This is a genomic window from Amycolatopsis sp. 195334CR, assembly GCF_017309385.1.
Taxonomy (GTDB): domain Bacteria; phylum Actinomycetota; class Actinomycetes; order Mycobacteriales; family Pseudonocardiaceae; genus Amycolatopsis.
On record NZ_JAFJMJ010000001.1, the window covers coordinates 4,685,523 to 4,700,046 of the forward strand.

The 14,524-nt window shown below is 71.7% G+C and carries 16 protein-coding genes; all 16 read left to right on the forward strand.

What is annotated here, in order from left to right; all coding sequences use genetic code 11:
• The first annotated feature begins 57 nt into the window (after nucleotides 1-57).
• The 16 genes from JYK18_RS21990 to JYK18_RS22065 all read left to right on the forward strand — a co-directional run bounded on the left by JYK18_RS21990 (nucleotide 58) and on the right by JYK18_RS22065 (nucleotide 14,520).
• Nucleotides 58-1,134, forward strand: coding sequence for a PhoH family protein (locus tag JYK18_RS21990; protein ID WP_206803816.1), 1,077 nt, complete (start codon nucleotides 58-60; stop codon nucleotides 1,132-1,134).
• Nucleotides 1,131-1,688, forward strand: a complete 558-nt coding sequence (gene ybeY / locus JYK18_RS21995) for an rRNA maturation RNase YbeY (protein ID WP_206803817.1) — start codon at nucleotides 1,131-1,133, stop codon at nucleotides 1,686-1,688. Before JYK18_RS21990 ends, ybeY begins: the two co-directional genes overlap by 4 nt.
• Before the next feature lie 4 nt (nucleotides 1,689-1,692).
• The gene (locus JYK18_RS22000) at nucleotides 1,693-3,042 is read left to right on the forward strand and encodes a hemolysin family protein (RefSeq protein WP_206803818.1); all 1,350 of its coding nucleotides are present in this window, start codon (nucleotides 1,693-1,695) and stop codon (nucleotides 3,040-3,042) included.
• Nucleotides 3,035-3,373 carry a cytidine deaminase gene (locus JYK18_RS22005; protein ID WP_206803819.1) on the forward strand — a complete coding sequence of 113 codons (339 nt, stop codon included), beginning with the start codon at nucleotides 3,035-3,037 and terminating at the stop codon, nucleotides 3,371-3,373. Before JYK18_RS22000 ends, JYK18_RS22005 begins: the two co-directional genes overlap by 8 nt.
• 52 nt (nucleotides 3,374-3,425) lie before the next feature.
• Nucleotides 3,426-6,425 carry an AfsR/SARP family transcriptional regulator gene (locus JYK18_RS22010; protein ID WP_206803820.1) on the forward strand — a complete coding sequence of 1,000 codons (3,000 nt, stop codon included), beginning with the start codon at nucleotides 3,426-3,428 and terminating at the stop codon, nucleotides 6,423-6,425.
• Nucleotides 6,426-6,446: 21 nt separating this feature from the next.
• Complete coding sequence (era, locus tag JYK18_RS22015; RefSeq protein ID WP_206803821.1) at nucleotides 6,447-7,349, forward strand: GTPase Era; 903 nt, start codon at nucleotides 6,447-6,449, stop codon at nucleotides 7,347-7,349.
• A 28-nt stretch (nucleotides 7,350-7,377) separates the two neighbouring features.
• Entirely contained in the window at nucleotides 7,378-7,731 is a 354-nt protein-coding gene (locus tag JYK18_RS22020) for a CD225/dispanin family protein (RefSeq protein ID WP_206803822.1), read from the forward strand.
• Complete coding sequence (locus tag JYK18_RS22025; protein WP_374195040.1) at nucleotides 7,728-8,198, forward strand: DUF2752 domain-containing protein; 471 nt, start codon at nucleotides 7,728-7,730, stop codon at nucleotides 8,196-8,198. The genes JYK18_RS22020 and JYK18_RS22025 overlap by 4 nt, the downstream gene beginning before the upstream one ends.
• A gap of 45 nt (nucleotides 8,199-8,243) precedes the next feature.
• Nucleotides 8,244-9,428, forward strand: a complete 1,185-nt coding sequence (locus tag JYK18_RS47560) for an RDD family protein (protein WP_307795986.1) — start codon at nucleotides 8,244-8,246, stop codon at nucleotides 9,426-9,428.
• 190 nt (nucleotides 9,429-9,618) lie between these two features.
• Nucleotides 9,619-10,062 carry a CD225/dispanin family protein gene (locus JYK18_RS22035; RefSeq protein ID WP_206803823.1) on the forward strand — a complete coding sequence of 148 codons (444 nt, stop codon included), beginning with the start codon at nucleotides 9,619-9,621 and terminating at the stop codon, nucleotides 10,060-10,062.
• A gap of 43 nt (nucleotides 10,063-10,105) precedes the next feature.
• Complete coding sequence (locus tag JYK18_RS22040) at nucleotides 10,106-10,576, forward strand: CD225/dispanin family protein (RefSeq protein WP_206803824.1); 471 nt, start codon at nucleotides 10,106-10,108, stop codon at nucleotides 10,574-10,576.
• 22 nt (nucleotides 10,577-10,598) lie between these two features.
• A complete protein-coding gene (gene recO, locus JYK18_RS22045) occupies nucleotides 10,599-11,360 on the forward strand; it encodes a DNA repair protein RecO (RefSeq protein WP_206803825.1) in 762 nt (253 codons plus the stop codon).
• Nucleotides 11,361-11,400: 40 nt separating this feature from the next.
• On the forward strand, nucleotides 11,401-12,222 hold the full coding sequence (locus tag JYK18_RS22050; RefSeq protein WP_206803826.1) for an isoprenyl transferase: 822 nt from the start codon (nucleotides 11,401-11,403) through the stop codon (nucleotides 12,220-12,222).
• Nucleotides 12,222-12,641 carry a hypothetical protein gene (locus JYK18_RS22055; protein WP_153034962.1) on the forward strand — a complete coding sequence of 140 codons (420 nt, stop codon included), beginning with the start codon at nucleotides 12,222-12,224 and terminating at the stop codon, nucleotides 12,639-12,641. The genes JYK18_RS22050 and JYK18_RS22055 overlap by 1 nt, the downstream gene beginning before the upstream one ends.
• Before the next feature lie 137 nt (nucleotides 12,642-12,778).
• Entirely contained in the window at nucleotides 12,779-13,789 is a 1,011-nt protein-coding gene (locus tag JYK18_RS22060) for a permease (protein ID WP_206803827.1), read from the forward strand.
• A complete protein-coding gene (locus JYK18_RS22065; RefSeq protein WP_206803828.1) occupies nucleotides 13,789-14,520 on the forward strand; it encodes a TIGR03943 family protein in 732 nt (243 codons plus the stop codon). The genes JYK18_RS22060 and JYK18_RS22065 overlap by 1 nt, the downstream gene beginning before the upstream one ends.
• Nucleotides 14,521-14,524 lie beyond the last annotated feature (4 nt).

Sequence of the window (14,524 nt, forward strand, 5' to 3'; positions counted from 1 at the left end):
GGTGACCAAACTACTCACGACCAGCAGCGCAAGCGCAGAAAGCAGGCCCGAGGCCCAGTGGCCGGTACCGCACCGGGTGGAGCCGCCCGATCCGAAGTCCCGCGCGAAGACGACCAGCAGGTCGAGGCGGCCACCGCGCAGGACGCGAAGTCCCGATTCCCCATTCCCGACGCCGCCGCGCTGACCCTGCTCGGGTCGCGGGACGAGAACCTGCGGGTCGCCGAGGAACTGCTCACCGCCGACGTGCACGTTCGCGGCAACGAGGTCACCCTCACCGGCGCCCCGGCCGACGTGGCGTTCGCCGAGCGCGTGTTCGCCGAGCTGGTCACCCTGGCCGGCCGCGGCCAGCAGGTCGACCCGGCGACCGTGCGGCGCACGGTGTCCATGCTCTCCTCCGGCGGCGCCGAATCGCCCGCCGACGTGCTCAGCATGGACATCCTGTCCCGCCGGGGCCGCACCATCCGGCCGAAGACGCTGAACCAGAAGCGCTACGTCGACGCCATCGACAAGCACACGATCGTGTTCGGCGTCGGCCCGGCCGGTACCGGCAAGACCTACCTGGCGATGGCGAAGGCCGTGCAGGCGCTGCAGGCCAAGCAGGTCACCCGGATCGTGCTGACCCGCCCGGCGGTCGAGGCCGGTGAGCGGCTGGGTTACCTGCCCGGCACGCTCAACGAGAAGATCGACCCGTACCTGCGCCCGCTCTACGACGCGCTGCACGACATGGTCGACCCCGAGTCGATCCCGCGCCTGATGCAGGCGGGCACGATCGAGATCGCGCCGCTGGCCTACATGCGCGGCCGCACCCTCAACGACGCGTTCATCATCCTGGACGAGGCGCAGAACACCACGCCCGAGCAGATGAAGATGTTCCTCACCCGCCTCGGCTTCGGCTCGAAGATCGTGGTCACCGGGGACGTCACCCAGGTCGACCTGCCCAGCGGGCAGCGCAGCGGCCTGCGCGTGGTGCGCGAGATCCTCGAGGGCGTGGACGACCTGCACTTCGCCACGCTGACCAGCCAGGACGTGGTCCGCCACCGCCTGGTCGGCGACATCGTGGACGCCTACGAGAAGTGGCAGGCCGTGCAGGACGCGACCGAGACCGCCAACGGCTGGAAGGGCCAGCGCCGGTGAGCATCGAGATCGCCAACGAGTCCGGGGTCGGCGTGGACGAGGCCTCCATCGTCTCGGCGGCCCGGTTCGCGCTGGACAAGATGGAGGTCAGCCCGCTGGCCGAGCTGTCGGTGCTGCTGGTCACCCTCGACGTGATGGAGGACCTGCACGAGCGGTGGATGGACCTGCCCGGTCCGACCGACGTGATGGCCTTCCCGATGGACGAGCTGGACTCCACCCGCCGTCCCGACGCCGCGGACGCCTCGCCCGCGCTGCTCGGCGACATCGTGCTCTGCCCCGCGTTCGCGAAGGACCAGGCGCACACCGCCGGCCACTCGCTGACCGAGGAACTGCACCTGCTCACCGTGCACGGCGTGCTGCACCTGCTCGGCTACGACCACGCGGAACCGGCCGAGGAGAAGGAGATGTTCGGGCTGCAGAAGCGCATCCTGAACGAGTTCCGCGCGGCCACCGCCGCGGTCCGCAGGCAGGACGCGCAGCGCTCCGCCGACGACCGGCTGCTCGGCACCGCGGGACTGGACCGGGTGGCCGAACCACCCGGCGAAGCCGGCTGAGCCGATGACCAGCTCGACCTCCCTGCTGATCATCGCCGTCGCCCTGGTCCTGCTGGGCGGGGTGTTCGCCGCGGCCGACGCGGCGGTCAGCACGGTGTCGCAGGCCAGGGCCGAGGGCATGGTGCGGCTCGGCCGCGCCGGGGCCCGCCAGCTGGTCGCGGTGATCGCCGAGCGGCGGCGCCACATCAACCTGCTGCTCCTGCTCCGGCTGGGCTGCGAGCTGACCTCCACGGTGCTGGTCACCGTGGTCTTCCTGCGCTGGATCGAGCCGGTCTCGCTGGCCGTGGTGGTCGCGGGCGTGGTGATGGTGGTGGTCAGCTACGTGCTGATCGGGGTCGGCCCGCGCACCATCGGCCGCCAGCACCCGTACCGCGTCGGCCTGGTGGTGGCCGGGCTGGTGCGGGCGCTGGGCACCGTGCTCGGCCCGCTGAGCAGGCTGCTGATCCTGCTGGGCAACGCGATCACCCCGGGCAAGGGCTTCCGCGAGGGCCCGTTCACCTCCGAGGTCGAGCTGCGCGAGCTGGTCGACCTCGCCCAGGAACGCGGGGTGGTGGAGGACTCCGAGCGCGAGATGATCCACTCGGTGTTCGAGCTGGGCGACACGGTGGCCCGCGAGGTGATGGTCCCGCGCACCGAGATCGTCTGGATCGAGCAGGGCAAGACGGTGCGCCAGGCGCTGGCGCTGTCCCTGCGCTCCGGGTTCACCCGGCTGCCGGTGATCGGCGAGTCGGTGGACGACATCGTCGGCGTGGTCAACATCAAGGACCTGGTCCGGGCGTCGATGGCCGACGGCGGTGCCGCGCGCGAGGTGCACGAGCTGATGAGCCAGGCCAGCTTCGTGCCGGACTCGAAACGGCTCGACGACCTCCTCAAGGAGATGCAGGTCTCGCGCCACCACCTGGCCATCGCGATCGACGAGTACGGCGGCACGGCCGGCCTGCTCACCATCGAGGACATCCTCGAGGAGATCGTCGGCGAGATCACCGACGAGTCCGACGCCGACGAGCGGCCGCCGATCGAGGCGCTCGACGAGTCCTCGGTCCGGGTCTCGGCCAGGCTCGGCGTGGACGACCTCGGCGAGCTGTTCGGCATCGAACTGGACGACCACGACGTGGAGACCGTCGGCGGGCTGCTGGCACAGCGCCTCGGCCGGGTGCCGCTGCCGGGCGCGGAGGCCGAGATCGCCGGGCTGCGGCTGCACGCCGAGGGCGGCAAGGACCGGCGCGGCCGGATGCGGATCACCACCGTGGTGGTGCGCGCGAACGACGACCGGATCGCCGGGCGGCGGGTGCGGGTGCCGCGCGAGGAACGGGACGAGCAGGACGAACGGGATCGGAGCGTGGAGCATGCCTGAGGAGCTCGGGGCCGAGGACGAGAAGATCGTCATTCTCGCCCGCTCGGCCAGGGCGCGGACCGGCGCGGCCGAAGGGGCCGCCGTCCGGGACACCGACGGCCGCACCTACTCGGCGACCAACGTCGAGCTGCCCTCGTTCAAGCTGACCGCGATGCAGGCCGCGATCGCCGCCGCGGTGTCCAGCGGCGCGGAGGGCCTGGAGGCGGCCGCACTGGTCTCCGCGGAACCGGCCTTCCCGGAGCAGTCCGTCCACGCGGTCCGCGATCTTGCTCCGGATGCCCCTATTTTTCGCGCGGACCCTTCCGGATCGGTGCAGGAAGTGTTGCGCTAGGCGGTGACCTGACCACCCGCCGACCTCGGGAGACCGTGTGGACTTCGGGATCTTGGGACCACTCGAGATCACCGGTATGCCCTCGGGCGCGATCAGCGCGGGCAGGCAGCGGTGCCTGCTGGCCATGCTCCTGCTCGAACCGGGGCAGGTGGTGCCGCTGGAACGGATCGCCGACGCGCTGTGGGGCGAGCAGTGGCCGGACACCGTGCGCAACGCCGTGCAGGTGGTGGTCTCGCGGCTGCGGCGGTCCTTCACCGGGCACCCGGTGCAGGTGCTGGCCAGGGCCAACGGGTACCTCATCGACGTCGCGCCGAACCGGGTCGACCTGCACCGCTTCCGCGCGTCCGTGGCCAAGGCGCGCGAGCTGGCCTGGCACGACGACGCGGCCGCGGCGGAGCTGTTCCAGCGCGCGCTGTGCCTGTGGCGCGGGGCGCCGCTGGCCGGGATCGAATCCGAGCTGATCTCCGAGCGGATCGCGCCCGCGCTCGAACACGAGCGGGTGGGCGCGCTGCTCGACTACCACGACGCGGTGCTCCGGCTGGACCGCGCGGCCGAACTGGTGCCCGCGCTGCTCGCGCTCACCCACGAGCACCCGTTCGAACAGCGGCTCTGGGCGCAGCTGATGATCGCGCTGCACCGGACCGGCCGCACCCGCGACGCGCTCGCCGCCTACCGCAGGCTGCACCGGCGGCTCAGCCGGGAACTCGGGCTGGAGCCGATGGCCGAACTGCGCGCGCTCGAACAGGCCGTGCTGCGCGGGGAAACCCTGCGGCACCAGCCGCAGCCGCGCGTCCGGCCGCGTGAGGCCTTCGACGGCCCGGCGCAGCTGCCGCCGACGGTGGGCGACTTCACCGGCCGCACCACCGAACTCGACGAACTCGTGCGCACGCTCACCGCGGCCGGTGAAGCGGTGCCGGTGGTGACGCTGGCGGGACAGGGCGGGGTCGGCAAGACCACGCTCGCCGTGCGCGCGGCCCACCTGGTCGCCGACCAGTTCCCCGACGGCCAGCTCTACGTCGACCTGTGCGGTACGCAGGACGAGGTGCGGGATCCGGCGCGCGTGCTGGCCAACTTCCTGCTCTCGCTCGGCGTGGACGGTGGCGCCATCCCGGACGAGCTGCCCGACCGGTCGGCGTTGTTCCGCAGCAAGCTCGCCGGGCGGCGGGTGCTGGTGCTGCTGGACAACGCGGCCGGCGAGGACCAGGTCCGGCCGCTGCTGCCCGGTTCGGCGGGGTGCGCGGTGGTGGTCACCAGCCGCGCCAGGCTCAGCGGGCTGGAGGGCGGGCGCGCGCTCGACGTCGAGGTGTTCACCCCGGAGCAGGCGTGGGCCTTTCTCGCCGGGGTGGTCGGCCAGGAGCGGATCGAGGCCGAACCCGGTGCGGTCGCCGAGATCGCCCGGCTGTGCGGGTACCTGCCGCTGGCGGTCCGGGTGGCCGCGGCGAAGCTGGTCGCGCGGTCGCGCCTGGGCATCGGGCAGCTCGCGGCCCGCCTCGCCGACGAATGCGGCAGGCTCGACGAACTGGTGGCCGGTGATCTCGCGGTCCGGGCGAGCCTGGCGCTCAGCTACACCGGGTTGCGACCCGCCGAGCAGCGCGCGCTGCGGTTGCTCGGGCTGCTCGACGTCACCGACTTCGCCTCCTGGGTCTGCGCGGCCCTGCTCGACGTGCCGCCGTCCCGTGCCGAAGCCACCCTGGACGCGCTGGTCGACGTGCACCTGGTGGAGGACGTCGGCGTGGACGTGTGCGGGCAGACCCGGTACCGCCTGCACGACCTGACCCGTCTCTTCGCCAGGGAACGCGCGACCGAGAGCGAGTCACCCGAGGAGATCGAGGCGGCGCTGGAACGGGCGCGCACGGCGTGGCTCGCGCTCGCCGAAGCCGCCGACGACCTGCTGGACAACCGCACCCTGGAACGGATCTCGAACTGCCCGGACCGGGAACGGCTGGCCGCCGAGGAACCGGAGATCCTGGGCGGCAACGCGGCGGGCTGGTTCGACGTCGAGGCCCGCAACCTCCAGGCGATCGTCACCGGCGGCGCGCGCATGCCGGTGGCCTGGCAGATCGCCGAGGCGCTGGTCGGGTACTTCGAATACCGCGTGCTCGGGCAGGACTGGGAGCGCACGCACCTGGCCGCGCTGGAGAAGTGCGACGGCGACCGGCTCGGCGAGGCGGTGCTGCTGCGCGGGCTCGCGGACCGCGCGTGGGGCCGCGGCAGCGCGGACTGCCTGCGGTACGCGCGCCAGGCCGAGCGGTTGTTCGCCGAACTCGGCCACGACACCGGCCGCGCGCAGGCCCTTTCCCTGCTCGGGCTGGGCCTGCGGCTCGAAGGCGCCTACGACGAGTCGATGGCCGCCTACGCGGAGAGCCGCCGGCTCAGCGGTGAGCAGGGCAGGCACCGCACCACGATCCTGTCGCTGATCAACGAGTCGATCATCCACCGCGTGCGCGGGGAGGCCGACCAGGCGCTGCGGTGCGTGCTGGAGGTCCGCCGCCTGGCCGGGGCGATCGGCTTCGCCAGGGCGGAGGCCGAGGCGTGGATGCGGCTGGGCAACCTCCGCCAGGACCGGCGCCAGTGGGACGAGGCGGTGGACGCCTACCGGACGGCCGCGGCCGGGTTCCGGCGGCTCGACCACGCCGGCTTCCACACGCTGACCCTGACCCACCTCGGTGACCTGCACCTGCGCACCGGCGACCTGTCCGCCGCCGAGGACACGCTCGAGCAGGCGGTCGAGGTGGCGGCGACCTACCGGCACCACTCGAGCAGCTTCCTGCCGATGGAACTGCTCGCCGAGGTGCACCTCGAACAGCGCCGGTACGACCTCGCCGCGGCCGAGCTGACCGGGTACGTGGCCGAGTACCGCGAGCGCAGGCTGGTCGCGCGGCTGCCGGGCGCGCTGGCGAAACTCGGCCGGGCGCTGCACGGAACCGGGAGGGTGGCCGAGGCCGTCGAAGCCTGGACCGAGGGCCGCGCGCTGCACCTGGAGCTGGGCAACGGCGCCGGCGCCGCCGAGCTGGACGAGCTGCTCGGGGGGATCACCGAGTCGACGGCGTGAGGCGTCAGGGAGGATGGGCGGATGAGCACCACCACCCACCGCTCCGGTTTCGCCTGCTTCGTCGGCCGCCCGAACGCGGGCAAGTCCACGCTGACCAACGCGCTGGTCGGCAGCAAGGTCGCGATCACCTCCAGCAAGCCGCAGACCACCCGGCACGCGATCCGGGGCGTGGTGCACCGCGAGGACGCCCAGCTGGTCATCGTGGACACGCCGGGCCTGCACCGGCCGCGCACGCTGCTCGGCGAGCGGCTCAACGACATCGTGCACTCGACCTGGTCCGAGGTGGACGTGGTCGGGTTCTGCGTGCCCGCGGACGAGAAGGTGGGGCCCGGTGACCGGTTCATCGCGGCGGAGCTGGCCAAGATCGCCCGCCGCACGCCGGTGATCGGCGTGGTGACCAAGACGGATCTGGTGCCGAAGGAGCGGGTGGCCGAGCAGCTGCTCGCGCTGCAGAAGGTGATGGAGTTCGCCGAGCTGGTGCCGGTGTCCGCGGTCGACGGATTCCAGGTGCGGACGCTGGCCGATCTGCTGGTTTCGCGCCTGCCGGAGGGGCCGCAGCTGTACCCGGACGGCGATCTGACCGACGAGCCGGAGCAGACGCTGGTCGCCGAGCTGATCCGGGAGGCCGCGCTCGAAGGCGTGCACGACGAGCTGCCGCACTCGATCGCGGTGACCGTCGAGGAGATGCTGCCGCGCGAGGGACGTAACGATCTGATCGACGTTCACGCGTTCCTGTATGTGGAGCGCCCCAGCCAGAAGGGCATAATCCTGGGGCACAAGGGGGAGCGGCTGCGGGAGGTCGGGGCGCGGGCGCGGCGGCAGATCGAGGCGCTGCTCGGCAGCAAGGTCTACCTGGATCTGCACATCAAGGTGGCGAAGGAATGGCAGCGGGACCCGAAGCAACTGCGACGGCTGGGTTTCTAGGCGTTTTCGAGGAGCGAGGAGGGGGCGGATGACCGGTCCGTTTCAGCAACCGCCGGGTGGTTACGGTCCCGGTTACGGGTATGGGCCGCCGAACTACGGACCGCCGAACTACGGGCCGCCGCCGGAGAACCACCTGGTGTGGGCGATCCTGACCACGATCATGTGCTGCCTGCCGCTGGGGGTGGTGGCGATCGTGAAGTCCAACCAGGTCAACACGTTGTGGCTGTCCGGGCACTTCGAGGCCGCGCACAAGGCGGCCGACGAGGCGAAGAAGTGGGCCATGTGGTCGGCGCTGAGCATGGTCATCCTGTTCGCGCTCTACATCCTGATCTTCGTGGTGTTCCTCGGGATCGGGCTGTTCGGGATCGGGGCCGTGGTGTGAGCCAGGTGGCGGGCGAGTACACCGGGATCTACAACGGGATCCCGGCGCGCACCTTCGCCGAGCGGGCGCGGGCGCTGGGCCCGCCCGCGGCGGTGGTCGCGGCCGGGGCGGCGGGGTGCGTCGCGGTGCTGCTCGGCGACCCGACCACGCCCGGCGGTTTCCTGCCGGTGTGCCCGACGCACTCGCTGCTGGGCATCGCCTGCCCCGGCTGCGGCGGGCTGCGGATGATGTACAGCCTGCTGCACGGGGATCTGCTGGGGGCGTTGCACTACAACGCGTTGTCGTTGGTGGTGGTGCTGTTGTCGGTGTGGAGCATCGTCGCGTGGGCGATCGGCCGGTGGCGCGGGCGGTGGCTGAACAGCTGGCTGCACTGGAAGTGGACGCCGCTGGCGTTCGGGGTGGCGTTCACCGTCTGGTTCGTCGTCCGCAATCTTCCGTTCGCGCCGTTCAACGCTTTGTACGTGTGAGCTAGGCTGCGTCGCCGAACCAGGTGATCTTCCGAGGGGGACGCAGTGAACAAGCCGCAGGACGAGCCGGAGCTGACCACGCGCCTGCAGCCGCCGGGGGCGGGCGGGCAGCCCGCGCGGCCGGCCGGTGAGGACCTGACGCAACGGGTGTCGCCGGAAGGAATCTTCCCGCCGGTGGGGGATTCGGGTGCCACGCAACGGGTTTCGGCGGAGGATGCCGGTCTCACCCAACGCATCCCGGGGGCCGACGCGGGCGCCACGCAACGCGTCTTCGGCGATGAGCCGGGCTTGACGCAGCGCATCAATCACCCGGGGCAGGGTGCCGCGCAGTCCTCCGGCCAGGCGCCGGGCCAGGTTCCGCCGGGCCAGGTTCCGCCAGGACAGGTGTCGCAGCCGGGACAGGCTCCGCCGAACCCGTTCGCCCCGCAGCCGGGCCAGGCCTCGGCGCCGTTCGGCCAGCCGCCCCAGGGCGGCCAGGCACCGGGCGGCCAGGCACCGCAAGCCTTCGGCCAACCGACCGGCCCGCAACCGACGGGCCTGCAGCCGACGGGCCCGCAGCCGGCGGGCCCCCAACCGACCGGATCACAGCCGACGGGCCCGCAGCCGGGCCAGGCCGCGGTGCCGTTCGGCCAACCCGGGCAGCCAGGCCAATCCGGCCAGTTCGGCCAGCCGGGCCAGGCCGATCAGCCAGGCCAGGGATCGCAGCCGTTCGGCCAGCCCGGCCAGCAAGCCCAGTCCTTCTCACCCGGCCCAGCCGGGGCGAGTCCCTTCCCGCAGCCGCCCGGCCAGGCCGCTCCCTTCGGCCCGCCCGGCCACCAGCAGCTCGCCTCCTGGGGCCAGCGCGTCGGCGGGTACCTGCTCGACCTGGCCCCCGTCCTCGCCGTGGTGGCGATCGGCGGGCTGGTGATGATCGGCTCGATCACCGCCGGGGCGATCATCATGGGCCTCGGCTGGCTCGGCGGCATGGTCTGGCTGGTGCTCAACCGGTGGATCCAGGCGGGCAAGACCGGCCAGTCCCTCGGCCGCCGGATGATGGGGATCAAGCTCGTCGGCGAGGAGACCGGGGCGCCGATCGGCGCGGGCTCGGCGTTCGTGCGCGATCTTTGTCACGCCGCCGATTCCGCCGCCTGCTACGTCGGTTTCCTCTGGCCGCTGTGGGACGAGAAGAACCAGACCTTCGCCGACAAGATCGTGAAGACGATCGTCGTCACGGCACCGAAGGGAAATTGACCGAAACGCGGGTGGAACCGGCCCCGGTCGCCTACCGTCCTATCGCGACGTCACGGCGTTCAGGTATCGATCGGTGCCTGCGCGCCGCCCTGGTCACCCGACCGAGTACGCTCCCGCGCACCGGCCTGCCTCGGGGGCGACCGTGACGCTATGTTTCCAGCCGATGTGAAGTGAGCGAGGGGGAAGCCCCATGACCAATCCCTACGGTCAGCAGCAGCCGTACGGCCAGCAGCCCGGCCAGCCTCAGCCGGGCTACGGCCCCCCGTCGGGCGCGACACCCGCGCCGTACGGCCAGCCGTCGCCCCCCTACGGTCAGCCCGCTCCCTACGGCCAGCCGTCGCCCTTCGGCGGCGGGCCCGGCATGGGTGGCCCCGGCATGGGCGGTCCGGTGCAGGACATCCCGGACTACAAGGGCTGGGCCATCGCTTCCCTCTTCCTCGGCGGCGTCCTGCTGGGCATCTTCGCGATCATGAAGTCGAACGAGGTCGGCCAGTACAAGATGCAGGGCAACTACGCGATGGCGGAACAGGCTTCGCGGACCACGAAGACGATCTGCCTGATCTCCACCATTCTCGGCGGCCTCGGCTGCGTGCTCGGCCTGATCATCTTCATCGTCAGCCTCGCCGCCATCTGATTTTCCACCTTTCACCGTTCCAGCCTCTTTGGGGGATTTCTCGATGACCAATCCATACGGCCAGCAGCAGCCGGGTTACGGCCAGCAGCCCGGCGGCTACGGCCCGCCGTCCGGCGGCATGCCCGCGCCCTACGGGCAGCCCGCCTACGGCGCCCCCGGTGGCGGTTTCGGCGGCCCGCCCGGAATGCCCGGCGGCGGCCAGGAGATCAAGGACTACAAGGGCTGGGCCATCGCGTCCCTGTTCCTCGGCGGCGTCATCCTCGGGATCTTCGCGATCATGAAGTCCAACGAGGTCGGCCAGTACAAGATGCAGGGCAACTACGCGATGGCCGAGCAGGCCTCGCGCACCACGAAGACCCTGTGCCTGGTCTCCACCATCCTCGGCGCCGTCGGCTGCGTGGTCAGTATCATCATGATCATCGTGGCGATCGCCGCCGGTACCGCGGCGTACGACACCTACAGCACGTACAGCACGTACAGCACCGACTACTGCGACTACACCACCTCCTGCTGAGCGGTAGTGGGACGATAGGGCGGTGAGCCGTCTCTACCGCGACACCGGAGTGGTGCTGCGGACGTACAAGCTCGGCGAGGCAGACCGGATCGTCAGCTTCCTGACGCGGCGGCACGGCAAGGTCCGTGCCGCCGCGAAGGGTGTCCGCCGCACCAACTCGCGGTTCGGCGCCCGTCTCGAACCCTTCGTCCACGTGGACGTGCAGTTCCACACCGGGCGCACCCTCGACGTGGTGACCCAGGTGCAGACCCTGGACGCGTTCGCCATGCCGATCGTGGCCGACTACCAGCGCTACACCTCGGCCAGCGCCATCGTCGAGACCGCCGACCGGCTCACCGTCGAAGAGGGTGAGCCCGCGCTGCGGCTCTACCTGCTCGTCGTCGGCGCCCTGCGGGCGCTGGCCGACGGCGAACGCGACTGCTCACTGGTGCTCGACGCCTTCCTGCTGCGCGCGATGGCCTTCGCCGGCTGGGCGCCGGCGATCGACGAGTGCGCGCGCTGCGGTGAACCCGGCCCCCACCGCGCGTTCAGCGTGGCCGGCGGCGGCGCGATGTGCCCCCGCTGCCGGATGGCCGGTTCGGTGCACCCCGCGCCGGAGATCTTCCAGCTGCTCGGTGCCCTGCTGCACGGCGACTGGCCGACCGCGGACGCCGCCACCCAGAACACCCGCCGCGACGCCAGCGGCCTGGTCGCCGCCCAGTTGCAGTGGCACCTGGAGCGCCAGCTGCGGTCCCTGCCACTGGTGGAGAGACGTGCCCGCGATGCCGAGGTCACCGGGAAGTAGGGTCGGAGGGAACCACCCGACCGGACGATCTGGAGGACCAGTGCGGCTCAGGGGACGCTCCACACCGGCGTCGCAGGTGCCCCTGCGGGCGCCCGAACCGCATGCCTCGGGCGAGCGCCCGCCGGAGATCCCGGCCGAGCTGGTGCCCCAGCACGTCGCACTGGTGATGGACGGCAACGGCCGCTGGGCCAACCAGCGCGGGCTGCCCCGGATCGAGGGGCACAAGCGCGGCGAAGCGGTGATGATCGACGTCGCCAGCGGCGCGGTGGAACTCGGCGTGAAGTGGCTCTCGGTCTACGCGTTCTCCACCGAGAACTGGAAGCGCAGCCCGGACGAGGTCCGCTTCCTGATGGGCTTCAACCGCGACACCATCCGCCGCCAGGTCGACTACCTCGGCTCGATCGGGGTGCGCATCCGCTGGGCCGGGCGGCGGCCGAAGCTGTGGCGCAGCGTGATCAACGAGCTGCAGGCGGCCGAGGAGAAGACCAAGCACAACACCACGCTCAACATGACCATGTGCGTGAACTACGGCGGCCGCGCCGAACTGGCCGACGGGGTGCGGCGGATCGCCCAGCTGGCCGCCGAGGGCAAGATCAACCCGGACAAGGTCGACGAGCGCACCATCGCCAAGTACCTGTACCAGCCGGAGATGCCGGACGTGGACCTGTTCCTGCGCCCGTCCGGGGAACTGCGCACCTCGAACTTCATGCTGTGGCAGTCGGCCTACGCCGAGTTCGTCTTCCAGGACACGCTGTTCCCGGACTTCGACCGCCGCCGGCTGTGGGCGGCCTGCCTCGAGTACGCCAAACGTGACCGGCGATTCGGTGCCGCGGTGGACGCGGCGTCGGCCGGAGGAGCCTGATGACCACCGAAGCCGCGGACACCGCGAACCTGCTGACCCTCGCCCGCGAGTCACTCGAGCGCTACCTCGAGGTGCACGTCGACGACGACGGCGCGCTCACCTTCATGCACGCCGACGTGCCGTGCGTGGTGCAGGCCACGCGCCTGGCCGACGGGCTGACCGTGCTGAGCCTGACCTGCGTGGTGGCGTGGGACCTGCCCGACGACCCGTCGATCGCGGCGTCCGCTGCCGAACGCGCCGGGCAGGGCCTGTTCGGCACGCTCGGCGTGGTGCACACCGAACGGGGGATGGACGTGACCCTGCGTTACGCCTTCCCGGCGGAGGGGATGGACCCGTCGCCGCTGGGCACGCTGCTGATGCTGGTCGTCTCGACGGCCTCGCAACTGCGTACCGATCTGCTGGGCATCCCGGAGTCCTGACCGCGCGCTGCGCCATGCCGTGAATGTGGCTTTCACAGCCGAATCCGCTGTGAAAGCCACATTCACCGCACCCGCCCGGCGCTCTCCGGCACCTGGCGATCCCCGTCCCGCCCGCGGCGTCTGGCATAGTCTCGAAGGTGGGAATCATTTCCGACAGCGCGGAGGGCACCACGCGCAGGAAACCGCGGATCACCTCCATCGAGGTGCTCTGCGCGGTGCTGCTGATCGCGATTCTCGCCCAGGGCTGGCTCCAGCAGGTCCTCGACGTCCCGGCGTTGCGCACCGGCTCCACCGTCTTTGTCGCCGTCTGCGTGCAGGCGCTGCCGTTCCTCGTACTCGGCGTGCTGATCAGCGGCGCGATCGCCGCCTTCGTCCCGGCCCGGGTGCTGCGCAAGGTGCTGCCGAAGCGCGAGAGCGCCGCGGTCGGCGTCGCCGGGTTGGCCGGGGTGGCGCTGCCGGGCTGCGAGTGCGCGTCGGTGCCGGTGGCGCGCCGGTTGATGGGGCAGGGCGTGGCACCCGCCGCCGCGCTGACCTTCCTGCTCGCCGCTCCCGCGGTGAACCCGGTGGTGCTGGTGGCCACCGCGGTCGCCTTCCCCGGCGAGCCGATGATGGTGCTCGCGCGGTTCCTCGGCTCACTGGCCACCGCGATGGTGATGGGCTGGCTGTGGGCCCGCTTCGGCAAGCTCGAGTGGATCGCCGAACGCGCCCTGCGCCGCCTTCCCGACAGCGAGCCGGGCTCCCGCTGGAAGACCTTCGCCGAGATCGCCCGCACCGACCTGGTCGAGGCCGGTGGCTTCCTGGTGCTGGGCGCGCTGATCTCGGCTTCGCTCGGCGTGCTCGTGCCGCCGGAGTGGTTCGGCGTGCTGGGCGAGCAGATCGTGCTCGGCATCCTGGTGATGGCCGTGCTGGCCGTGGTGCTCGCGCTGTGCAGTGAGGCCGACGCGTTCGTCGCCGCCTCGCTGACCGCGATGCCGCTGCTGCCGAAACTGGTCTTCCTGGTCGTCGGCCCGGCCGTGGACGTCAAGCTGTTCGCCCTGCAGGCGGGCACCTTCGGCCGGTCGTTCGCGCTGCGGTTCGCCCCGGTCACCTTCGTCGTCGCGACCACCTGCGCGGTGCTCGCCGGCTCGTTCCTGCTCGGAGGCTCGTGATGCGCCGGGAAACCCAGAACATCCTGCTCATCCTGCTCGGCGGGGCGCTGCTCAAGATCAGCCTCAACGGCGACTACCTGCGGTACGTCAAACCCGCGCACCAGCCGTGGATCATCGCCGGTGGCGCGATCATGGTGCTGCTCGGCGTGGTCGCGATCGGCCGGGACCTGCTGGCCGCCCGCCGCACCGCCGCACCCGAAGAAGGCCACGACCACGGCGGCCACCAGCACCCGGCGCGGTCGGCGTGGCTGCTGATGGTGCCGGTGCTCGCGGTCTTCCTGGTCGCCCCGCCCGCGCTCGGCTCGGATTCGGTGACCCGCACGCAGGGTCGCGCGCCGCAGTCCTCGGCCTTGCGCGACGCGCAACTCTTCCCCGCCCTGCCGGAGCAGGCCGTGGTGCCGCTGCCGGTGTCGGAGTTCGTCACCAGGGCGGGCTGGGATTCCAGCGGCTCGCTCAACGGCCGCACGGTCTCGCTGTCCGGGTTCGTCGCCCGCAACGGCGCGGACGTGCTGCTGGCGCGGCTGGTCATCGGCTGCTGCGCGGCCGACGCCAACCCGGTCACCGTGCGCCTGCTCGGCCCCGGCACCGAAGGGCTGAAACCGGACGCCTGGATCGAGGTCACCGGCGTGGTGGTGCCCGGCACCACCACCAGGGAGACGAACTACACCCCGGACTTCACCCTGGCCTCGGTGCGGCCGGTGCCCGCGCCGAAGGACCCGTACGAGTACTGAGCCC